Source organism: Halomonas sp. S3-1-1, assembly GCF_023757625.1.
Taxonomy (GTDB): domain Bacteria; phylum Pseudomonadota; class Gammaproteobacteria; order Pseudomonadales; family Halomonadaceae; genus Vreelandella.
Genome location: NZ_JALGBZ010000001.1, coordinates 314,243 through 334,952, shown reverse-complemented (window position 1 = coordinate 334,952; position 20,710 = coordinate 314,243). Strand labels below are relative to the sequence as shown.

Sequence of the window (20,710 nt, the reverse complement as noted above, 5' to 3'; positions counted from 1 at the left end):
CGGTGTGTGCAAGCAAAGAGAGGGCCTCGAGATGCAAAAGATGAAGATCGGCTTGATCCAGATGGGATTGAAGGCCAGTACCGATCAGGACCCCGCGCAGATTCGTGACGTCATGAACGAAGCGCACTTACCGATGATCGAGCAGGCAGCGAGTCAAGGCGTGCAAGTCCTCTGCTTTCAGGAAGTGTTCAACCAGCCGTACTTCTGCCCCAGCCAGGACGAGAAGTGGTACGCCGCGGCCGAAAAGGTTCCCGAAGGCCCCACCTGCCAGATGATGCAGAAGCTCGCCGCCGAGCACCGCATGGTGATCATCGTGCCGGTGTATGAAGAGACCGAGACCGGAATCTACTACAACACCGCGGCGGTGTTCGACGCCGACGGCAGCTACTTGGGCAAGTACCACAAGACCCACATTCCCCAAGTCGCCGGGTTCTGGGAGAAGTTCTTCTTCAAGCCCGGCCAGTCCAACTGGCCGGTGTTCGACACCGCCTATGGCAAGATCGGCGTGTATATCTGCTATGACCGTCACTTCCCTGAAGGCTGGCGGGCGCTGGCGCTCAATGGCGCCGACGTGATCTTCAACCCCTCCGCCACCGTCGCCGGGCTTTCGCAGTATCTCTGGGAGCTTGAACAGCCCGCCTCCGCCGCCGCCAACGGCTGCTTCATCGCCGCCATCAACCGGGTCGGCACCGAGGCGCCCTGGAACATCGGCGACTTCTACGGCTCGAGCTACATCGTCAACCCGCGCGGCAAGATCGAAGCCCAGGCCAGTGCCACCGAGGACGAGCTGCTGGTGCACGAAATCGACCTCGACGCGGTGCGCGAAGCCCGCAACAACTGGCAGTTCTTCCGCGACCGCCGCCCCGAGACCTATACCCGCCTGACCGACGGCGAATAACCAAGCGACTGGAACAGCAGGAGACACCCCATGAGCCTACTCATCAAGGGCGGCACCGTCGTCACCCACGCCGACACCTACCGCGCCGACGTGCTCTGCGTCGATGGCAAGATCGAAGCCATCGGCATGAATCTGGACACCCCCGAGGGCTGCGAGATCGTCGACGCCACGGATCAGCTCGTCATGCCCGGTGGCATCGACCCCCACACCCACATGCAGATGCCCTTCATGGGCGCGGTGGCCAGCGAAGACTTCTACACCGGCACCGCCGCGGCGATGGCCGGCGGTACCACCACGATCATCGACTTCGTCATCCCGAGCCCGGGTCAGTCGCTGTTGGAGGCCTTCGAGACCTGGCAGGGCTGGGCCGAGAAAGCCGCCACCGACTTCGCCTTTCACGTTGCCATCACCTGGTGGGACGACAGCGTCAAGGAGGAGATGGGCACCTTGGTACACGAGCACGGCGTCAACAGCTTCAAGCACTTCATGGCCTACAAGGGCGCGATCATGGCCACCGACGACATTCTGGTGGAGAGCTTTTCACGCTGCCTGGAGCTGGGCGCGGTGCCCACCGTGCACGCCGAAAACGGCGAGCTGGTCTACCACATGCAGCAGAAGCTGCTCGCCCAGGGCATCACCGGCCCGGAAGCTCACCCGCTGTCGCGCCCACCCCAGGTGGAAGGGGAAGCGGCCAGCCGCGCGATTCGTATCGCCAGCACCCTGGGCGCCCCGGTGTATCTGGTGCACGTATCCACCAAGGATGCGGTGGACGAGATCGCCTACGCCCGCCAACAGGGCCACGCGGTGTTCGGCGAGGCGCTCGCCGGCCATCTGATGATCGATGACAGCGTCTACCAGAACCCGGACTGGGCCACGGCCGCGGCGCACGTGATGAGCCCGCCCTTTCGCCCGAAAGGCCACCAGGAAGCGCTCTGGCACGCCCTGCAGGCGGGCACCCTGCAGACCACCGCCACCGACCACTGCTGCTTCTGTGAAGAACAGAAGGCCAACGGCCGTGAGGACTTCACCAAGATCCCCAACGGCACCGCCGGGGTCGAGGACCGCATGGCCGTGCTGTGGGACGAAGGGGTGAACACCGGCAAGCTCTCGCCGCAGCAGTTCGTCGCCCTGACCTCCACCAACACCGCCGAGATCTTCAACCTCTACCCACGCAAGGGGGCGATTCAGGTCGGTGCCGACGCCGATATCGTCGTCTGGGACCCCAACGGCACGCGCACCATCTCCGCCAAGACCCACCACCAGAACGTCGACTTCAATATTTTTGAGGGCAAAACGGTGCGCGGTATCGCCCGCCACACCATCAGCCAGGGCAAGTGGGTATGGCGCAACGCCAAGGAGCTGCACGCCGAGCGCGGCGCCGGACGCTATCTCGAGCGCCCCGCCTATCCGGGCATCTTCGAGCAGCTCAAAAAGCGCGCCGAGCAAAGCGCCCCCAAGGCGGTAAGTCGCTGAGACAGCGCCCATCGATATAACGACGATCGATATAAAATCGATTGATAAAAACAGCGATATAAAAGCGATCGATACACACGTATCGGGAGAGATGACCGTGACCCATCCACTCGACTACCTGCCCAGCGCGCAAGAGGTCGGCACCTACGACGGCCCCACGCTTAGCGGCAATTTCAGCGACCTTCATCCACCGCTCACCCAGCGCCAGGCGATCATCGAGAGCCAGCGCTGCCTCTACTGCTTCGATGCGCCCTGCGTCGAGGCGTGCCCGTCGGATATCGACGTGCCGAGCTTCATTCGCCAGATCAATGAGGGCAACGTCAACGGCGCGGCGCAGACGATTCTGGAAGCCAACATCCTGGGCGGCAGCTGCGCCCGGGTGTGCCCCACCGAGATTCTCTGCGAGCAAAGCTGCGTGCGTAATCACGACGCCGAGTGCCAGCCGGTGCTCATCGGCCTCTTGCAGCGCCACGCCACCGATCACATGCAGTTTGACGGCCACCCGTTCAAGCGGGCTGCCAGCACCGGGCGTCATATCGCGGTGGTGGGTGCCGGCCCCGCCGGGCTCTCCTGCGCGCACCGGCTCGCGCTGCTGGGTCATCGGGTGACCATTTTCGAGGCCGAACAGAAGCCCGGCGGGCTCAACGAGTACGGCATCGCCCGCTACAAGATGACCGACGACTTCGCCCGCCGCGAGGTGGAGTTTCTGCTCGAGGTTGGCGGCATCGACATCGAGTACGGCCAGCGCCTGGGCGAGAACGTCACGCTTGATGCGCTAAACCAGCGCTTCGACAGCGTGTTTCTGGGCCTGGGCCTCGGCGCCAGCCGGGCGCTGATGCTCGGTGACGAAGACGCCACGGGGTCGCTCGCCGCCGTCGACTACATCAAGCTGCTGCGCCAGACCAACGATCTGGGACAGCTGCCCGTCGCCCGGCGCTGCATCGTGATCGGCGCTGGCAACACGGCGATCGACATGGCCACCCAAATGGCGCGCTTGGGTGCCACCGAGGTCACGCTGGTCTACCGACGCGGGTTGGAGGCGATGTCTGCTACCCACCACGAGCAGGAGATCGCCAAGGCCAACGGCGTGCGCATGCTGACCTGGGCGCAGCCGGATCAAGTGCTGCTCGACGATCAGGGGCGCGTGTCGGGCATGCGCTTCGCCAGAACCCGCGCCGAGGAAGGCGGCTTGGCGCTGACCGGGGAACACGTCGATATCCCGGCGGACGCCATCTTCAAGGCCATCGGTCAGGGCTTCGAGAGCCAGAGCCTTGCGGACGCCACCGCCGCCGAGCTTGCCCGCGACGGCGAGCGCATCCGCATCGACGACCACTTTCAGACCTCGATGGCCGGCGTCTACGCCGGGGGCGACTGCGTGGTGCCGGGGCAGGATCTGACCGTGCAGGCCGTGCAGCACGGCAAGCTTGCCGCCCACGCCATTCACCAGGCGCTGATCGCGCGTCAGGAGGCAGCATGAACACACTCCCATTCCCCGATAAAGCCAACAGCGGCGACAGCGTCGTCAACGGTGTCGACCTGTCGGTCAACTTTGCCGGTATCAAGGCGCCCAACCCCTTCTGGCTCGCTTCGGCGCCGCCCACCGACAAGGCCTACAACGTGGTACGCGCGTTTGAAGCCGGCTGGGGCGGCGTGGTCTGGAAGACCCTTGGCGAGGAGCCGCCGGCGGTGAACGTCTCGTCGCGCTACTCCGCCCATTACGGCAAGAACCGCGAGGTCATCGGCTTCAACAACATCGAGCTGATCACCGACCGCTCGCTGGAGGTGAACCTGGCGGAAATCACCCAGGTGAAGAAGGACTGGCCGGACCGGGCGCTGATCGTCTCGATCATGGTGCCCTGCGTGGAAGAATCCTGGGCCTACATTCTGCCGCGGGTCGAGGCCACCGGCGCCGACGGCATCGAGCTGAATCTTGGCTGCCCCCACGGCATGCCGGAACGCGGCATGGGCGCGGCGGTGGGCCAGAACCCTGAGCTAATCGAGCAGGTTACCGCCTGGTGCAAGAAGTACTACTCCAAACCGGTGATCGTAAAGCTGACGCCCAACATCACCGATATTCGCGTGGGCGCTCAGGCGGCACTTCGCGGCGGCGCCGATGCGGTGTCGCTGATCAATACCATCAACTCGATCACCAGCATCGATCTGGACAACATGGTCGCCAAGCCCACCGTGGGCCACCAGAGTACCCACGGCGGCTACTGCGGCAGCGCCGTCAAGCCCATCGCCATGAACATGGTGGCCGAGATCGCCCGCGATCCGGCCACTCCGACGCTGCCCATTTCCGGCATCGGCGGCATCTCGAGCTGGCGCGACGCCGCGGAGTTCATCGCCCTCGGCGCGGGCAGCGTGCAGGTCTGCACCGCGGCGATGCTCAACGGCTTTCGCATCGTCGAGGAGATGAAGGACGGGCTGTCGCGCTGGATGGCGGAGAAAGGCTATGCGTCGATCGAGGCGTTCTCGCGCAAGGCGATCCCGCAGACCACCGACTGGAAACACCTGGACATCAACTTCAAGACGATTGCCCATATCGATCAGGACCTGTGCATCGAGTGCGGGCGCTGCTATATCGCCTGCGAAGACACCTCGCACCAGTCGATCGCCAAGCTCAGTGAGGAAGACGGTGGACGGCGCTATGAAGTGATCGACGAGGAGTGCGTGGGCTGCAATCTCTGCCAGATCACCTGCCCGGTGGAGAACTGCATCACCATGGTGCCCCAGGAAACCGGCAAGGACTTTCTGGCCTGGGACAACGATCCGCGCAACCCCTTCAAGGCCGCAGGCTAAACGTGAAACGCTTCAAGCGCCCTGCGGGGCGCTTTTTTTCGGCTCGGCCACCATCACGTAGTCCGCGCCGTGGCTAAGTCCGCCGTCGATCTCGATGTGCACAAGCACCCGGCGCTCCAGATCCTCGACGTGCTTGAGCATCGCCCGGGCCAGGTAGCGGTCGGCGATCGTCGCCATGCGCTGGCGGCACATTTTCATCTGGCCCTCGACGAACTTCTTGCCGTAGCGGATCGGGAAGCGCTTGGTCTCGACGACCTCGAAACCAGCCCGGTCGAGCTGGCGTTCGACCCAAGCGCTCGGGTACTCGCGGTAGGTGCGCTCGCCGGCCATCAGCAGGCAGGCGTCGCGCAGCCGACCGATCTCCACCACCAGTTTGCCCGACGCGGTGGTGGCATCGAACGGCACGTAGGGCTCGAGACCGACCAGGTACAGCCGCTTTTTGGTTAGCGCGCAGAGCCGCGGGAAAAGCTCGTCCTGCCAGTAAGGGGCGAAGCCGTCGATGGCGCCGAGCAGGTAGTCCGCCAGCACGGTGTCGAAGCGCTCATCGGCGAGAAAGCGCGGGTCTTGCCAGTTGCCCAGCACCAGCCGGTCCTGCTCACGCTTTTTGCCCTGAACGGCGCGCTCGACGCTGTGGGCCATGCCGCCGGCGCCGGTCACCGCCGTCCAGCGCGTTGTGTCGAGCCCGCTCACCCAGTTGATCGAGTTGACGCCTGTGCCGGCATCCAGAAAGTCGCCCCACTCGCGCTCGCCTTGAAGCGCTTCAATATGTTCGAAAAGTACCGATGCCACCCAGGTTCTCCCTGCTCTGTTGCGGCTGCAGTCATTATGACGGCAAGCACCGCGTTAAATAAATATAATATAACATATCAATTTATCCGGCGATCGCTGCCGCTCTTTTCGAGAGCCGCTGTTTTGAAAAACGCATGTTCTAAAAAAACTCATGTTTTAGAAACTGATGTTTTAAAAAGAGTGACAAAGCCTAACTATTACTAATATGATAATAAATCTCATATAAAACACTTTCTCATAAAGGAATGGCATGAAGAAAACCGGCATGAAATCAGTGCTCGTCACTTCCTCACTTCTGGCCTTCAGCGCCGGTGCCCACGCCGAAGAGCGCTTCGCGCTGTTCGATCTGGGAAGCCTGGATACGCTGGTCGCGCTGGGCGCAAGCGATCAGGTGGTCGGCTATCCCAAACAGGCCACGCCCAACTATCTATCGAGCCTGGAAGAGGGCGACTACGCCGATCTCGGCGGTCTGAAAACGCCGGATCTCGACGCGCTGGCCGAGAGCGAGCCGACGCTGATCGTTTATACCGGCCGTCAAAACGAACACAAGGAAGCGTTAGAGGCGATCGCGCCGCTGTTCGATGCGGGCCTGACCGGCGACGACTACCTCGCGGCGTTTGATGATAACGTGCGCACGTTGGCCGAACATGCAGGCCTTGAGAGCGAGGCCGAAGACGCCCTCGAAACGCTGCACAATGAAATCGAGACCCAGCGCGAAGCGCTCGCGGATGCCCCGCGCACACTGGTCGTGACTCACAACGACGGCAACTACTCGCTCAACGAGCACCCGGTCGTTCATGACGTGCTGGGCGTCGAGAAGCAGGAAATGCCGGAAAGCGTCGAGACCGAAACCTTCGGCGAGCGCAGCTTTACACGCCTCTCGCCAGAGGCGATCGCCGAGATCGACCCGGAGCGCGTGCTGGTCATTGACCGCAGCGCCGCCATCGGCCAACAGCCGCTCGACGCCGACGAACTGCGCCAGCAGCTCGAAGAGGCCGGCGCCGCCAATGCCGAGGTCGCCGTGCTTTCGCCGGCGCTTTGGTATCTCTCCGGCGGCGGCCTGCAGAGCCTCTCGCTTCAGATCGACGAAGTGGTGAGCGCGCTGGGCACCGAGCCCGAGGCCTGATAGCCAGGTCTGCCGCAGCGCCTTGAACGACCCCGCCCCCTCCCTGCGAGGGGGCGTTTTTTTGCCCCGCCCCACCCCGTGCGACCGGAACCGGCCATCTTGCGGCTTATTAGAAAACGCTCAACTGGCCTGTTTATTGCTTTATTAACGTGTTTACAGCAACGCGCGCGATGCGCCGTCACGAGGCCTTGAGCATGCAAACGTCCGACTATCCGCTGAGCGAGGTGCCCGCCAGCGCCCGCAAGGGACTCCTCTCTACGTCCGTCGTATTACTGGGGTTCACCTTCTTCACCGCGACCATGTGGGCCGGCGGCTCGCTGGGTCAGGCCTTTCCCATCGGCAAGCTTTTGTGGATCGTGCTGCTCGGCAATCTGCTGCTCGGCGCCTACGCCGCCGCGCTTGGCTACATTGCCTGCAAGAGCGGGCTCAACGCCGTGCTCATGGGGCGCTTCTGTTTTGGCGAAAAGGGCAGCAAGCTCTCGGATTTCATCCTCGGCTTCACTCAGATCGGCTGGTACGCCTGGGGCACCGCCACCATCGCCGTGGTGCTGGTACGCACCACCGGGATGCAAACGTGGATGGAAATCCCCTTAATGGTGCTTTTCGGGTTCGGTTTCTGCATCACCGCGATGATCGGCTATCGCGGCATGGACTGGCTGTCGCGCTTCGCCGTCCCGGCCATGATGCTCTTCATCTTGCTGAGCCTAATCACGGGGCTGGTCGATGTCGGCGGCACCGCAGGGCTCGCCCGGTTGGTGCCCACCGAGAGCATGAACATGGCCGCCGCCGTGACGGTCATCATCGGCACCTTCATCAGCGGCGGCACCCAGGCGACCAACTGGAGCCGATTCGCCAAAAGCCCGCGCATCGCGGTGATCGCCACGCTTGCGGCCTTCATGGTCGGCAACGGTTTGATGGTACTGACCGGCGCGCTCGGCGCGATGATCTACCAGCAGGCGGACATCGTCGACGTGCTGATCGCCCAGGGGTTCGTGTCGATTGCGGTGCTGATGCTGTTTCTCAATATCTGGACCACCCAGGACAACACCATCTACAACTTCGCCGTGGCCGGGTGCAATTTGATCCGCACCGACCGGCGGCGCACGGTGACCGTGGCGGGCGCGGCGATCGGCACCGTGCTGGCGGTCGGCGGCATGTACAACTACCTGATTCCGTTTCTGGTGCTGCTGGGCACCTTCATTCCACCGATGGGCGGGGTGATCATGGCGGATTTCTGGCTCAAACACCGGGGCCGCTACCCGGCCCTGATTGATGCCAACCTGCCCGCTTTCGATCATCGCGGCCTCACTGCTTACGCCATTGGCGCCGCGGCGGCCTACTTCTCGCCGCTGCTGCCACCGCTGGTCGGCGTGCTGGTGGCCGCGCTAAGCTATGCCCTACTGCTGCGCGTGGGCCAACCGGTACCGGCCGACCGCCTCTCCTCTTCTGCCGAACACTCTGCGAGCCACTGAATGCATATCGTCAACGCCCGCCTGCGCCAACGTTCCGAGCTTTTCGAGCTCAAGATCGACAACGGCGTGTTCACCGCCATCGAGACCCAGACCGGCCCCATTGAGGCCTCGGCCGACCAGCTCGACGCCGGAGGCAAGCTTGCCTGCGCGCCGTTCATCGAGCCGCATATCCACTTGGACGCGGCGCTGACCGCCGGCGAACCCGCCTGGAATGAAAGCGGCACGCTGTTCGAGGGCATCGAGCGCTGGGGCGAGCGCAAGCCAATGCTGTCGGAAGCAGACATCCGCCAGCGCGTCATCAAAACGCTCAACCTGCTGATCGGTAACGGCGTGCAGTTCGTGCGCACCCACGCGGACACCAGCGACCCGAGCCTGGTCGGCCTCAAGACGCTTTGCGCACTGCGCGACGAGTTCAAGGACAAGATCGACATCCAGGTGGTCGCCTTCCCCCAGGACGGCCTGCTCTCCTACCCGGGCGGCGACCGGCTGATGGAAGAGGCGCTGGAGATCGGCGCCGACGCGGTGGGCGGCATTCCCCACTTCGAGTACACCCGGGAGCTTGGCGTGGCCTCGATGAAGCGGGTGATCGAGCTTGCCATGAAATACGACCGGCTGGTGGACGTGCACTGCGACGAGATCGACGACCCCAACTCGCGCTTTCTCGAAGTGCTGGCCTGCGAGGCGCTGTTCAACGACTTGGGCGCCCGCGTTACCGCCAGCCACACAGTGGCGATGCACTCCTACGACAACGCTTACTGCTCCAAGCTTTTCCGGCTGCTCAAGCAGTCGAACATCAATTTCATTGCCTGCCCCACCGAAAGTATTCACTTGCAGGGGCGCTTCGACACCTATCCCAAGCGCCGTGGCGTCACGCGGGTCAAGGAGCTCGACGCGGCGGGCATCAACGTCTGCTTCGCCGAGGACTCGATCTTCGACCCTTGGTATTCGCTGGGTAACGGCAAACTTTTGCGCACGCTCGATTTCGGCCTGCACATCTGCCAGATGATGGGCTACAAGGATTTCAGCAAGGCGCTGTCACTCGTGACCGACAACAGCGCGCGCACGCTCAATATCGAAGATCGCTACGGCATCGAGGTGGGCAAACCGGCCAGTTTTAATCTGCTCGAGGGCGAAGACGACTACAGCGTGCTGCGCAATCAGGGCGACGTGCTGCTCTCGGTGCGCCACGGCGAGACCATCATGCAGCGCGAGCCGGCGAAAATCGTTACCCCGCCCTGGATCGGCTAAAAGACGCAAGCGCTCTTTAAACGACGCCCCCTCGCGAAAAGGGGGCGTCGGCATGAACGGCATCGCAACTGATTAGAGACGCCTAGAACGCTTCCCAACTGGCGTTGGCGCTGGCCGCCATCGGGGCAGGCGTGGCCGGGCGCGCAAGCTTTGGTTGAAACGAAGGCTTCAGCGAGGGCTTCGGCGGCTCGATCAAGGCCGGCTGCGAAAGGCGCTCTCCCTGTGCCAGGCGAAAGACCGAGACGACGCTTTCCAGCCGCGCCGCCTGCTCTTCCAGCGAGCTTGCCGCCGAGGAGGCCTCCTGCACCAGCGCGGCGTTTTGCTGAGTCACTTCATCCATCTGAGCGACCGCCTGGTTGACCTGCTCGATGCCGGCGCTCTGCTCCTGGGAGGCCGCCGAAATTTCATCCATGATGTCGTTCACGCGACGTACCGAGGCTACCACCTCGCGCATGGTTTCACCGGCGTTTTCCACCAGCACCGAGCCCTCTTTCACCTGAGCGCTCGAGGCCTCGATCAGCGCCTTGATCTCCTTGGCTGCATCGGCACTTCGGCTGGCCAGATTGCGCACTTCGCTGGCCACCACCGCAAAGCCGCGCCCCTGCTCGCCAGCGCGCGCCGCTTCCACCGAGGCGTTGAGCGCCAGGATATTGGTCTGAAAGGCGATCGAATCGATAACTGCAATGATGTCCGACACTTTTTGTGAGCTTTGGGAGATCCCCTGCATGGTGGTCGTGACCTGATCGACCGCCTCACCGCCGCTACCGGCGATGCGCGAGGCGTCGCTGGCGAGCTTGCTTGCCTGACGAGCGTTATCGGCGTTTTGCTTAACGGTCGCGGTCAACTGCTCCATGCTGGTCGCGGTTTCCTGAAGAGACGATGCCTGCTGCTCGGTACGCGAGGAGAGATCCACGTTACCGCTGGCAATTTCCCGCGCCCCGATATGGATCGAGCCGCTGCTATCGCGCACCGCCGACACCGTTTTGGCCAGGTTACTCTGCATGTGCTGCATGGCGCTATAGAGCTTGCCGATCTCATTACGGCCGCGGTTATCGACCGTGCCCGAGAGATCGTTCTGCGCGATTCGCTCGAAGTGCCCGACGGCGCCGTTCAGCGGTTTGACGATGGCGCTCACCATGGCAGTACGTACCAAAAAGACGATGAGCGCGGCCAACGCCAACACGGCGATATAGATGTAGCCCTGGCGCTGCATGACGCTTTCAAACTCGGCTACTTCCTGGCTGTTACGTTCGGACATGTAGTCGTTATAAGCAGAGGCCGATTCGATAAAGCGCTGATTCAAATCGCTGCCAGCGGCTCTGGCGTTACGAAACCCCTGCAGATCGCCCGCCGATAGCAACGATTGCTGAGCCGACAACCCCTGCTCGACCAGACTCTGGAAACTGGACGCCAGCGTTCCCATGAGCGGCGTTTGAATATTCACCGTATCGAAATTCGAAAATATGTTCTGGGACTGGGTCTGCTTCTCCTGCGCTTTCGCCAGGTAATCGCGCGCGACCGAGCCATTGCCCTCGCTCAATGCAACGTAGCTATTCAGGTAGAAAAACTGAGCGTCCGCTACCGCCAATCGCACTAAATTGACCGCCCGCATTTGATCGGCCGAACGGTCGACCATGGCAAGCGACGTTTTACCCTCCTCTCCCGCTCGATACCCCAGAAATGCGATCAGCGCGATCAACAGCGCAAAGATCGCTAACACCAACGTCAATCCAGTTTTTACGGATAAATTACCAAGTACACGGTTCATGCGTGCGAGCCTCGCTGCAAGAGTATGCATACTCCCGCTTTTTTTAGTTTAATTAAGGGGAATTAACTCCCTCTCCCCTTGACCGCCCTTAATACTTCCTTTGGGCTTTTTAATGTTACAACTCCCCTTCAACCCGAAACATTGAGTTCATCTTTTTTAACAATTGGCGCTGTAACCGCGCAGACCGTTAAAGCGACAGGGCATAAAGAAAGAGCATAGAGAAAGAGCACAGCGACGACGCCGTGAGCCGTGAAACATCGTCATCCTTCCCCGAATTGGCCGAGATTCAAAAAGCGGTTTAACCTGAAACGGTTCACGACAAGGAGCCGTTTTATGAGCATTGATACCGCGCGCGGGTTTCTGGCCGAGCACGCCCCGGACCTGGAAATCATCGAACTCGAACAGAGCACCGCGACCGTCGAGCTGGCCGCGAAGGCCCACGGCGTCGAGCCTGGCCAGATCGCCAAGACGCTGGCGCTGAAGGTGGGCGAGCAGCCCTTCCTAGTGGTCGCCGCCGGCGACGTGCGCCTGGATAACACAAAGATTCGCGAGCGCTTCGACGGCAAGGCAAAAATGCTCAACGAAGCAACGGTGATGGAGCTGACCAGCCACCCGGTAGGCGGCGTCTGCCCCTTTGGTCTGGCCACTGATCTGCCGGTTTACTGCGATGATTCGCTCAAGCGCTTTGATGAGGTGCTGCCGGCGGCGGGCTCGCCGAACAGTGCGGTACGTATCGCCCCGTCACGCCTGGCGGAGCTGGTTCGTGGTGAGTGGGTCAATATCTGCGCCGCCCCTACTGCTTTCTGAACGCTGGCGGTGTTGCCGTCAAAAGGCGGCAACACCGTTATAGCCCCCGAGCACGACGGGTCGAGCATATGCGCTCATCCTTCCTGACAGCACTCGCTGCGAATTGACCCGGTGGCAAGGCGTAAAGCGCTTCCCCACCGGCTTTTCTTACGCCAGTACATAAAGCAGTAGTAAAGTGCCCACGCACGCCGCGCCCAGGGCCTCCAAATGCGTCAGAAACGAGGCATCCATGCACGTACTGGCGTCCGTAAACGTCATTGTGGCCTTGCCAAGCCACTGCGCGGCCCCGCCGGCGGCAACACCCGCGAGCGCCAACCACGCTTCCACGTCTCCCAAGGCCAAAAGCCAGGGCAGGGCCAGTAAAAATGCGGCCGTAACACCGAGAATGCGCCCGCCTGCCGGCCAAAAAGTACCGCTATCGGCACACGGGTAAGCGTTGGATAAAACGTTGGCTTTCATGTTCAGTGCCCTCTCTTTATCTGGTCTCGTCGCATCGTTGCCAGCGGTCATGCCGCCTTGGCGTACCCCTGCCCCATCGAGGCGTAAATGGCGTTAATGACCTGCAAAACGCTGGGCTGCCACAGCATGATGTCGAAAGGCTCACGCGGCACGAACGCCAGAGAACAGCGTTGTCGAATCAGCGAAACGGTTGGAATGCCAAGGGCGGCGGCCAGGTGCATAGGCCCGGAATCCGGCGTGACCAGCAAACGGGCACCACTGAGTACCGAGGCAAATTGCCGAACGGGTAGCGGCTGGCAAAGCGCGGCGTAGCGTGATTTCGATAGTTGCTCCTGCAGTGGGCGTGACAGGCGAAACTCCTCCGGCCCTAGGAAAACGACGTGATGAATCTGGCTCGCCTCCAGCGCAGCCAGAACTTCTTTCCAAAAGGAGAGCGGCCAGCGCTTGTCCGCATGTCCACCGACGAAGATGGCCACAGGGCCCTGCGCGGTTGGGCGTTGCGCCGTCCACATCGCGGCCAGCCTGGCCTCACCCTCTAAACGCTCCCACGGCGTTAGCTCGAGCAGCGGGCGGTTGCGACAGGCCACGCCCAATGGGCGCGTTAGATCGACGATGGCGTCATAGTTGTGCAAGGCGCGCCCTTGCGTCTCCAGGTTGTACCAGCGTGCGTGACGCTTTCGCGCCCCCATCGTGTAGCGCGCCTTGATCAACTGGGTGACCACCAGCCCTGTCGTCGAGCCGCCGCTCACTTGAACGGCGAGGTCGTAGCGTTTTGCGCGCAGGCACCGCAGCAGAGCAACGGCTTGCCAGGGACGCAGAATCGCCTTTCTTGACAGCATGTAAAAATGATCCGCCGGGCGGTGTTGCAGCAAGGGCAGCGCCGAGTCAGTTGTCAGATAATCGATGGTCGCCTCGGGAAAGCGCTCGCGAAAAGCATCAATGACGGGCGCACTCATGAGTGTATTGCCAAGCCGGAAGTTGGGACGAATCAGCAGGATGGTGTTGATCTCTGCGATATCTTCAATTTTTTCTATCGGCGCGACCCGGATCATTCGCTGTAACGCCAGCAGAAGCAGTTGTTTGAAACGCTTCTCCACTCGACGCGCTTGGGTTTTCAAAAAAGGGTTCGTTCTAATGCGTGATAGCAGCACGTGACAGTCTCCGATGAATAACGACAGCGGGTCAGTGGCAGGTCTTTAAACGCAGGCAACGCTCTACCCTCGCCTGCCTGGCAGAGTCTGCTCCTGCTGACTTAAAAAAGAATGAAGCGCTCGACTCGACGACACGGTGCGAGCACGTCAGCAAAGCGCGCCAATTAAGAAAAGCTTAAGTATTGATCGTCACACTACGGGCTATTCGTGATTACCCGAGGTTTGCCATGCGCGCGCTGCTGATCGAAGACGACCCGTTGCTGGGGGATGGCATCAAGACGGCTCTCGAACGTGAGGGGTATACCGTAGAGTGGTTCCTGAAAGGACGCGAGGCGCTCGCCGCGGCGCATCAGGAGGCCTTTAGCACGGTCATTCTGGATCTGGGACTGCCGGATATGGATGGCATACAGGTGTTACAAATGCTGCGCCAGCGTTCGACGCTGCCGGTTTTGATTCTGACGGCGCGCGATGCCATCGAAGATCGCATTCTGGGTCTGGATGCCGGGGCGGATGACTACGTGCTCAAGCCGTTTGACTTGAAAGAGCTTCTGGCACGACTACGAGTCATCACGCGCCGCTCGGAGGGGCGGGCATCGCAACTTCTTAGCATCGGGGGGCTGTGTCTCGATGAAGCCAATCATCGTCTGCACTGGCAAGGCGAAGAGATCAAGTTGGGCCGCCGCGAATTTGCTCTGCTGCTGGAGCTGGCGCGCCATGCTGACAAGGTCATGTCGCGCCCGCGGTTGGAAAACCTTCTTTACGGCTGGGGCGAAGAGGTCGAATCCAACGCGGTGGAGGTGCATATCTACCATTTGCGCAAGAAGCTTTCCAAACCCCTGATCGTCAACATTCGCGGCATCGGTTACCGCCTCGACAGTAGCGCCGCATGAGATCCATTCGTCGCTATCTCATTCGTACGCTGGCGCTGACGATCATCGCCGCCATCAGTCTCGCCGCCCTAGCGGCTTACCTGATCACCGACCACGAGCTGGAAGAAATCCTGGATACCCAGCTCAGCATTCATAGCCGCCTCGTTGCCGGCCAGCTTTCCCGTCAGCCGACCCAGGACGATCTCTTACAACTGGCCGCGTACATGAGCCTGCCAGGTGACCCTGCGCTGGTCTATCGTAACGGCCAGCCATTGCCTCCTGCCGCCCCCAACAACCGTGACGGCGTTCCCGCTAGGCTCTACCACGAAGAAGAGCGCAAGCTCGTACTGGGCTTTTGGGATCGACAGCGCGCGCCCGTGTTACTGGGCGGCCCCTGGAACAGCCCCGGCCCATTTCCCGCCCCCCAGCAAGAGGGGTTTCGCTGGGAGACGTTCGATGGCAAACGCTGGCGCGTTTTCAGCATGTTCGATGCTCGAAGCGATCGCTGGATCAGCATGGGGCTACGCAGCCGCTTCCATACCGCGTTAGTCGAGCGCATAACGTGGAATAACCTGATTCCCCTGCTGCTGCTTTTACCGCTGCTGCTCTGGTTGATGGGCCGTATCATACGCCGGGGGCTTGCGCCCATCAGCACGCTCTCCGCCCAGGTCAAAAGCCGCGGCGCCAACGATCTGCGCCGACTGGACGGCGCCGTGCCTGATGAACTCGACGAACTCTACCAATCCCTGAACGGCTTTATCGACCGGCTCGAAAAAACGCTTGAGCGCGAACGGCGCTTTACCGCCGACGCCGCCCACGAAATGCGTACGCCCCTGGCCGCCCTGCGAATCCATCTCGATAATGCCCAGGCAGGTGAGACCCTCTCGCTTGGCAAGGCCTACACTGGCGTGGAGCGCCTTCAGCGCGTCGTCGAACAGCTGCTGGTGCTGGCACGTCTGGATCAGTCCTCGTCGACATGCCCTACCACTATCGACGTTTATCCCGTCGTCGCCGAGTTAGTAGCAGAGATGTGGCCACTGGCTCATGCGCGGCATCAAACGCTGACGCTGACAGGCCTGAACCGGCTTGACGTCATGGCCGACGAGATCAATGTCGGCATCCTGTTTCGCAACTTGCTGGATAACGCCATTCGCTACACCCCGGAAGGCGGGCGCATCGATATCGTGCTGGCGCGCAAAGGCACGTCGGCCAAACTGTTCGTGCGCGATACCGGCCCGGGCCTGCCCGAGGCGCTGCTGGGCAAGGTAACCGAACGCTTTCGGCGCGCCGCCGACCAGAGCACGACCGGTAGCGGCCTGGGGTTATCCATCGTCACCGAGTTGGCCAAGCGCCAGCAGGCCACGCTGGTACTGGAAAACCGCTCGCCTCACGGCCTGGAGGCCCAAATCCTGTGGGCGGCCAGCGACACGCCCTCTAGCGGTCTTTCGCCAGGCCACGTAAGATAACCGGGCTGACAGAAGCGTTGCGCTTCGTCAGTCAATGTTCTCAGGGCGGGGTGAAAGTCCCCACCGGCGGTGATGGCCTTTGACGGCACGAGCCCGCGAGCGCTCCAGGTAGCTGGAGGTCAGCAGATTCGGTGAGACTCCGAAGCCGACGGTGATAGTCCGGATGAAAGAGAACGGCCGTGTCGCACGCGCATTGGGCAACCCCGCGCGTGCATGGCGCCGCGCCGCATGCCCTGATTCTGGCACCCATTATCGTGAGAATGACCATGAATCAGACCTTTCCGTTAGAGCTTTCCCGCCATACCACCTCCCAGCGTATCGCCTTCATTCAGGGCCACTGGCACGGCGACATCGTCGGCCAGGCGTACAGCGCCTTCATCGAGGAAGTAGAGAAAAACGGCCTCAGCGCTGACCAGGTCGATGTCTTTACCGTTTCCGGCGCTTATGAAATTCCGCTACAGGCCAAGGTGCTGGCCGAGAGCGGGCGCTTTGGTGCCATCGTTGGCGCGGGTTTTGTGGTCGACGGCGGCATCTACCGCCACGACTTCGTCGCCCACGCGGTGATCGACGGCATGATGCGCGTCCAGCTCGACACCGGCGTGCCGATTTTGTCGGTGGTGCTGACACCGCACCACTTCCATGAGCACACGACCCATCACGACTTCTACTTCGATCACTTCGTGACCAAGGGCCGTGAAGCCGCCAGCGCCTGCCTGAATACGATCGAGAACCTGCACCGCGCGCGCAAGCTAAGCGAGGCTTAAGGCTTAACCTGGCCCTACGATCAAACCCGGCGCGATGCCGGGTTTGATCAAATGGAAGGTGAACTAGCAGCCGCAGAGTGAGCGGGCCTCGCCTGAAAGCGAGCCGCGCTCGTCTCCCGTCTGCACCGGGTGTTCGTCCCGGCGCCAGAAATCCAGCCCGCCCAGCAGCTCCTTCACCTTGAAGCCCGCCTGGGCGAGTTTCCACGCCCCTTTGGTCGAGCCGTTGCAGCCGATGCCGTCGCAGTAGGTGACGTATACCTTTTCGGGGTCCAGGGTGGCAAGCCGCGCGGGCGTCATCTCACGGTGTGGCAGGCTCACCGCGCCGGGTATATGGCCCGTCCGGTAGTGCGCCTGGCTTCGCGTGTCGATCACCACGATCGCCTCCACACCGGCGGCCAGGTCCTGGGCCAAATCCCAGGCGTCGGTGTGATGGCAAAGTTTGTCGTACATCGCTTGCGCCATGGCATCAGGCACCGCCGGTGGAAACGCGAGAACCGCGGAAGGGGTGGAAGACATCAGGTTGCTCCTTTATTCGATATCTGACGATGCGATATCCGGCCATGTTACATCCGGCCATGTCACATCCAGTCATGCCATATCCAGCTATGCGACATCCAACAAATAACTATAAAACGCGGTGTTGCGCTGCCATCCCAATGACTCGTAGAGCCGCTGAGCGGCGCTGTTCTCTACCTGGGTCATCAGCACCAGCCGTGGCACGCCGTGCTCGCGGGCAAGCGCGCTTGCCGCGTTCATCAGCGCGCGCCCGGCGCCTTGGCCCCGCGCTTGGGGCGCCACGAACAGGTCGTTCAGTGTCCAGCGGCTGTTGAGCCCCACGGTGGAGAGCCCGGGATAAAGCTGCACGAAACCGGTCATGTCGCCTTTATCGTCTTCGCTGACCAGAATAAACGAATCCCCCAACCCGAAGCGCTGCTCGAGAAAGTGGCGGGCGGCGGCCACATCGCTTTGTTGGCCATAGAACTGGCGGTAACCGTCCAGCAGGGCCGTCAGGGTGGGCAGGTCGTTGAGTACGGCGGCTCTCGTGTGCATCGCTGGCTCCATTGAACGCGTTTTGATCTCGTATCGGGCCACTCAGTCTCGCGCTATAGTGGCTCCCACATAAGAGCCACTTTTAGCCGTTACGAGGGAACCAGTGACCCAACGCGCGACTTCGACGGATTGGATTATCGACGCCCTAGCGCTGCGCCTGGCGCCGCGTACCGACACGCCGCTGGCTCGCCAGCTTTACCAGCTGCTTCGCGACTGGATTCAGCGTGGCGAGCTATCCGCCGGCAGCCGGCTGCCCTCGTCACGGCGTTTGGCCCGCGGGCTCTCTATTGGGCGCAACACGGTGCTGGCCGCCACCGAGCGGCTGATCGCCGAAGGGCTGGTGGAACCGAAACAAGGCGCCGGGCTCTTCGTTGCCGACCTTTCGCCCCTCACATCACTGCCCGCCGCGCCGATGGCGGCGCCGGGGCGCGTTTCCGCCCGCGGCGAGGCGCTGTTGGAGCGTTGCGGCACGCTGAGCGAGCGCCACCTGGCGTTCGCCCCCGGCGTGCCGGGGCTGGATCTCTTTCCTCATGCCCAGTGGCAGCGCCTGCTGCGCCGCCACTACCGCCAAGCCGAAGAGCAGTGGCTCGCCTACCAGACCCAAGGCGGGCTTTTGGCACTGCGGGAAGCGCTGTGCGATTACCTGACGCTGTCACGGGCGGTGCGTTGCCGCCCGGAGCAGATCGTGATCACCCAGGGCGCGCAGCAGGCCTTCGAGCTGGTCGCACAGCTTCTGACCGACCGCGGTGACAGCGTGTGGATGGAGGAGCCAGGCTACGGTGGTGTCCAGACCAGCTTTCTGGCCGCCGGACTCGACGTGGTGCCCGTGCCCGTGGACGACGAGGGCATCAATCCGGCACGCCGCCCGGCGGGGAGCGCCTCACCGACGCTGATCTACGTCACCCCGTCGCACCAGTACCCAAGCGGGGTCACCATGCCGGTGCCCAAGCGCCTGGCGCTTCTGGAGCAGGCGGCGGCGCACGGCGCCTGGGTGATCGAGGACGACTACGACAGCGAGTTTCGCTACGACATCCCGCCGGCGCCGTCGCTGCAAGGGCTGGCGGCAGGCCCCGACGATCAGGCGCGGGTGATCTATATCGGCACCTTCAGCAAGGTGCTCTACCCTGCGCTGAGACTGGGCTATATCGTGCTGCCCGAGGCGCTGGCGCCCGCTTTTCGCCTGGCTCAAGCCAGGCTACACCGCGAAGGCCACTACCCCATTCAGGCGGCGCTAGCGGAGTTCATCCTGCGCGGGGATTTTTCCCGCCATATCGCGCGCATGCGCACAAGTTACCGCCAGCGCCAGGCCTGCCTGCGACGGGCGCTGGCCCCGGCGGTGGCCGAGGGGCTGACGCTCTCTTCGGGCCACGCGGGCATGCACCTGGTCGCCGAGCTCGAATCCGTTGCCGAGGAGGAGGCGCTGATGGCAAAAGCAAGCCAGGCCGGCGTGACGCTGTCACCGCTTTCGCGCTATTACCTGAAGGCCCCTATGCGCGCCGGATTGGTGCTGGGTTACGCCGGCGCGAACGAAGACGCGATTCTTCGCGCCGGGCGCTGGCTTACGACCGCGTGGCTCGATCTAAAGCATTCAAAAGCCGAAAGGCAGGTCTTGCCAAAGGACCCAAAAGGAGCAGCGGGGCACGCTCACGCGAAAGAGCGCACGCCCGGCTAGCGGATTCGCGCGGGAGCGGCCATGCTGAAAGGAGCCTGGCTGACTGCTTACGCCACGTGACCTGTTATAGTAGTGTAGCGTCTCGCACGCTTGTCTATACACCAATACAGCAAGGGAACCCGGCGTTCCCAATGGGGTTATCGTGGCTCAACCGCTCTCTTCACACCCACCGTCTCACGCTTCACGATACAAGGCCTGGAGTGTGCACGTGCTCACTGCCAGCGGTGTGCTGCTGGGTACCATGGCGCTTTTGGCCCTGATCGACGATAACCCGGTGGCCTGCCTTTTGTGGCTGGGCGCGGCGATGATGATCGACGGCTTCGACGGCACCCTAGCGCGCAAGTACGAGGTCAAAACCATTCTGCCTCACTTCGACGGCTCCACGCTCGATATGGTCATCGACTACCTGACCTGGGCGTTCATCCCGGCGCTGTTCATCTACTACTTCGTCAATTTACCGGCGGGCTTCGAGCTTTTGGCGGTGTTCACCATATTGCTGTCGTCGATGTTCTGCTTTTGCAACGTCGACATGAAAAGCCAGGACAACTACTTCGTCGGCTTCCCGGCGGCGTGGAACATCGCGGCGGCCTACTTTTTCATCCTCGATTTCCCGCCCTGGCTCACCTTTGCGGCCATCATCTTCCTGGCCATTCTCACCGTCACCAAAATGAAGTTCCTCCACCCCTTCCGGGTGCGCCGCTTCATGCCGTTCAATATCGCCGTCACGCTGATGTGGTGCGTGTGTGCCACCTCATTAATTCTCACAAGCCCCGTGCACGCTGGCTGGGCGCTTTTGGGTTTGGCCGTGGCCTCGATCTACTTCGTGGGCATGTGCGTCTGGCGCACCGCTCAGGAGTGGTTCGTCTGATTTGGTTCTGAGATTACCTGACCCAGGA

At 62.2% G+C, this 20,710-nt stretch carries 19 protein-coding genes and 1 riboswitch; of the genes, 13 read left to right on the top strand and 6 right to left on the bottom strand.

What is annotated here, in order from left to right:
- Positions 1 to 31: 31 nt before the first annotated feature.
- From MQW23_RS01680 to preA, 4 genes are all read left to right on the top strand, one after another.
- Positions 32 to 898, top strand: a complete 867-nt coding sequence (locus MQW23_RS01680) for a nitrilase-related carbon-nitrogen hydrolase (protein ID WP_252106087.1) — start codon at positions 32 to 34, stop codon at positions 896 to 898.
- A 30-nt stretch (positions 899 to 928) separates the two neighbouring features.
- Positions 929 to 2,371 (top strand): dihydropyrimidinase, encoded by a 1,443-nt coding sequence (hydA, locus tag MQW23_RS01675; RefSeq protein WP_252106086.1) that lies wholly within the window; start codon positions 929 to 931, stop codon positions 2,369 to 2,371.
- Between the two features lie 97 nt (positions 2,372 to 2,468).
- The gene (locus MQW23_RS01670; protein WP_319022791.1) at positions 2,469 to 3,848 is read left to right on the top strand and encodes an NAD(P)-dependent oxidoreductase; all 1,380 of its coding nucleotides are present in this window, start codon (positions 2,469 to 2,471) and stop codon (positions 3,846 to 3,848) included.
- Complete coding sequence (preA, locus tag MQW23_RS01665) at positions 3,845 to 5,173, top strand: NAD-dependent dihydropyrimidine dehydrogenase subunit PreA (protein ID WP_252106084.1); 1,329 nt, start codon at positions 3,845 to 3,847, stop codon at positions 5,171 to 5,173. The genes MQW23_RS01670 and preA overlap by 4 nt, the downstream gene beginning before the upstream one ends.
- A 12-nt stretch (positions 5,174 to 5,185) precedes the next feature.
- Here the strand turns inward: preA and MQW23_RS01660 are convergent, their stop codons facing one another.
- A complete protein-coding gene (locus MQW23_RS01660) occupies positions 5,186 to 5,962 on the bottom strand; it encodes a class I SAM-dependent methyltransferase (RefSeq protein WP_252106083.1) in 777 nt (258 codons plus the stop codon).
- 265 nt (positions 5,963 to 6,227) lie between these two features.
- On the opposite strand from MQW23_RS01660, the gene MQW23_RS01655 reads away from it, so the two are divergent.
- The 3 genes from MQW23_RS01655 to codA all read left to right on the top strand — a co-directional run bounded on the left by MQW23_RS01655 (position 6,228) and on the right by codA (position 9,808).
- Positions 6,228 to 7,088 (top strand): ABC transporter substrate-binding protein, encoded by an 861-nt coding sequence (locus MQW23_RS01655; protein ID WP_252106082.1) that lies wholly within the window; start codon positions 6,228 to 6,230, stop codon positions 7,086 to 7,088.
- Between the two features lie 194 nt (positions 7,089 to 7,282).
- Entirely contained in the window at positions 7,283 to 8,560 is a 1,278-nt protein-coding gene (codB, locus tag MQW23_RS01650) for a cytosine permease (RefSeq protein WP_252106081.1), read from the top strand.
- On the top strand, positions 8,561 to 9,808 hold the full coding sequence (gene codA / locus MQW23_RS01645) for a cytosine deaminase (protein WP_252106080.1): 1,248 nt from the start codon (positions 8,561 to 8,563) through the stop codon (positions 9,806 to 9,808).
- Between the two features lie 82 nt (positions 9,809 to 9,890).
- On the opposite strand, the gene MQW23_RS01640 is transcribed toward codA, so the two are convergent.
- Positions 9,891 to 11,576 (bottom strand): methyl-accepting chemotaxis protein, encoded by a 1,686-nt coding sequence (locus MQW23_RS01640; RefSeq protein ID WP_252106079.1) that lies wholly within the window; start codon positions 11,574 to 11,576, stop codon positions 9,891 to 9,893.
- 333 nt (positions 11,577 to 11,909) lie between these two features.
- On the opposite strand from MQW23_RS01640, the gene MQW23_RS01635 reads away from it, so the two are divergent.
- Positions 11,910 to 12,383 (top strand): YbaK/EbsC family protein, encoded by a 474-nt coding sequence (locus tag MQW23_RS01635; protein WP_252106078.1) that lies wholly within the window; start codon positions 11,910 to 11,912, stop codon positions 12,381 to 12,383.
- A gap of 147 nt (positions 12,384 to 12,530) precedes the next feature.
- On the opposite strand, the gene MQW23_RS01630 is transcribed toward MQW23_RS01635, so the two are convergent.
- Positions 12,531 to 12,842, bottom strand: a complete 312-nt coding sequence (locus tag MQW23_RS01630; protein WP_252106077.1) for a hypothetical protein — start codon at positions 12,840 to 12,842, stop codon at positions 12,531 to 12,533.
- A gap of 47 nt (positions 12,843 to 12,889) precedes the next feature.
- Positions 12,890 to 13,939 (bottom strand): glycosyltransferase family 9 protein, encoded by a 1,050-nt coding sequence (locus MQW23_RS01625; RefSeq protein WP_252106076.1) that lies wholly within the window; start codon positions 13,937 to 13,939, stop codon positions 12,890 to 12,892.
- Between the two features lie 281 nt (positions 13,940 to 14,220).
- On the opposite strand from MQW23_RS01625, the gene MQW23_RS01620 reads away from it, so the two are divergent.
- From MQW23_RS01620 to MQW23_RS01610, 3 genes are all read left to right on the top strand, one after another.
- Positions 14,221 to 14,883, top strand: a complete 663-nt coding sequence (locus tag MQW23_RS01620) for a response regulator (RefSeq protein ID WP_252106075.1) — start codon at positions 14,221 to 14,223, stop codon at positions 14,881 to 14,883.
- Complete coding sequence (locus tag MQW23_RS01615; RefSeq protein WP_252106074.1) at positions 14,880 to 16,328, top strand: ATP-binding protein; 1,449 nt, start codon at positions 14,880 to 14,882, stop codon at positions 16,326 to 16,328. Before MQW23_RS01620 ends, MQW23_RS01615 begins: the two co-directional genes overlap by 4 nt.
- A gap of 32 nt (positions 16,329 to 16,360) precedes the next feature.
- Positions 16,361 to 16,507: riboswitch (FMN riboswitch) on the top strand.
- 87 nt (positions 16,508 to 16,594) lie between these two features.
- Positions 16,595 to 17,092, top strand: a complete 498-nt coding sequence (locus tag MQW23_RS01610) for a 6,7-dimethyl-8-ribityllumazine synthase (RefSeq protein ID WP_252106073.1) — start codon at positions 16,595 to 16,597, stop codon at positions 17,090 to 17,092.
- Between the two features lie 63 nt (positions 17,093 to 17,155).
- On the opposite strand, the gene MQW23_RS01605 is transcribed toward MQW23_RS01610, so the two are convergent.
- Both MQW23_RS01605 and MQW23_RS01600 read right to left on the bottom strand, forming a co-directional pair.
- Entirely contained in the window at positions 17,156 to 17,608 is a 453-nt protein-coding gene (locus MQW23_RS01605; protein WP_252106072.1) for a rhodanese-like domain-containing protein, read from the bottom strand.
- Positions 17,609 to 17,695: 87 nt separating this feature from the next.
- Positions 17,696 to 18,142 carry a GNAT family N-acetyltransferase gene (locus MQW23_RS01600; protein ID WP_252106071.1) on the bottom strand — a complete coding sequence of 149 codons (447 nt, stop codon included), beginning with the start codon at positions 18,140 to 18,142 and terminating at the stop codon, positions 17,696 to 17,698.
- A gap of 103 nt (positions 18,143 to 18,245) precedes the next feature.
- Between MQW23_RS01600 and pdxR the strand changes: the two genes are divergently transcribed.
- Both pdxR and pcsA read left to right on the top strand, forming a co-directional pair.
- Entirely contained in the window at positions 18,246 to 19,814 is a 1,569-nt protein-coding gene (gene pdxR / locus MQW23_RS01595) for a MocR-like pyridoxine biosynthesis transcription factor PdxR (protein ID WP_252106070.1), read from the top strand.
- A gap of 142 nt (positions 19,815 to 19,956) precedes the next feature.
- Positions 19,957 to 20,682: a phosphatidylcholine synthase gene (gene pcsA / locus MQW23_RS01590; protein ID WP_353653842.1), complete on the top strand. Its 726-nt coding sequence runs from the start codon at positions 19,957 to 19,959 to the stop codon at positions 20,680 to 20,682.
- Positions 20,683 to 20,710 lie beyond the last annotated feature (28 nt).

Bases quoted from the DNA above. Each gene is read 5' to 3' on its own strand.
- codA (WP_252106080.1), top strand. From the start codon at position 8,561: ATGCATATCGTCAACGCCCGCCTGCGCCAACGTTCCGAGCTTTTCGAG.
- MQW23_RS01600 (WP_252106071.1), bottom strand. From the start codon at position 18,142: ATGCACACGAGAGCCGCCGTACTCAACGACCTGCCCACCCTGACGGCC.
- MQW23_RS01605 (WP_252106072.1), bottom strand. From the start codon at position 17,608: ATGTCTTCCACCCCTTCCGCGGTTCTCGCGTTTCCACCGGCGGTGCCT.
- MQW23_RS01655 (WP_252106082.1), top strand. From the start codon at position 6,228: ATGAAATCAGTGCTCGTCACTTCCTCACTTCTGGCCTTCAGCGCCGGT.
- hydA (WP_252106086.1), top strand. From the start codon at position 929: ATGAGCCTACTCATCAAGGGCGGCACCGTCGTCACCCACGCCGACACC.
- MQW23_RS01615 (WP_252106074.1), top strand. From the start codon at position 14,880: ATGAGATCCATTCGTCGCTATCTCATTCGTACGCTGGCGCTGACGATC.
- preA (WP_252106084.1), top strand. From the start codon at position 3,845: ATGAACACACTCCCATTCCCCGATAAAGCCAACAGCGGCGACAGCGTC.
- MQW23_RS01635 (WP_252106078.1), top strand. From the start codon at position 11,910: ATGAGCATTGATACCGCGCGCGGGTTTCTGGCCGAGCACGCCCCGGAC.
- MQW23_RS01620 (WP_252106075.1), top strand. From the start codon at position 14,221: ATGCGCGCGCTGCTGATCGAAGACGACCCGTTGCTGGGGGATGGCATC.
- MQW23_RS01640 (WP_252106079.1), bottom strand. From the start codon at position 11,576: ATGAACCGTGTACTTGGTAATTTATCCGTAAAAACTGGATTGACGTTG.
- codB (WP_252106081.1), top strand. From the start codon at position 7,283: ATGCAAACGTCCGACTATCCGCTGAGCGAGGTGCCCGCCAGCGCCCGC.
- MQW23_RS01630 (WP_252106077.1), bottom strand. From the start codon at position 12,842: ATGAAAGCCAACGTTTTATCCAACGCTTACCCGTGTGCCGATAGCGGT.
- MQW23_RS01680 (WP_252106087.1), top strand. From the start codon at position 32: ATGCAAAAGATGAAGATCGGCTTGATCCAGATGGGATTGAAGGCCAGT.
- MQW23_RS01610 (WP_252106073.1), top strand. From the start codon at position 16,595: ATGAATCAGACCTTTCCGTTAGAGCTTTCCCGCCATACCACCTCCCAG.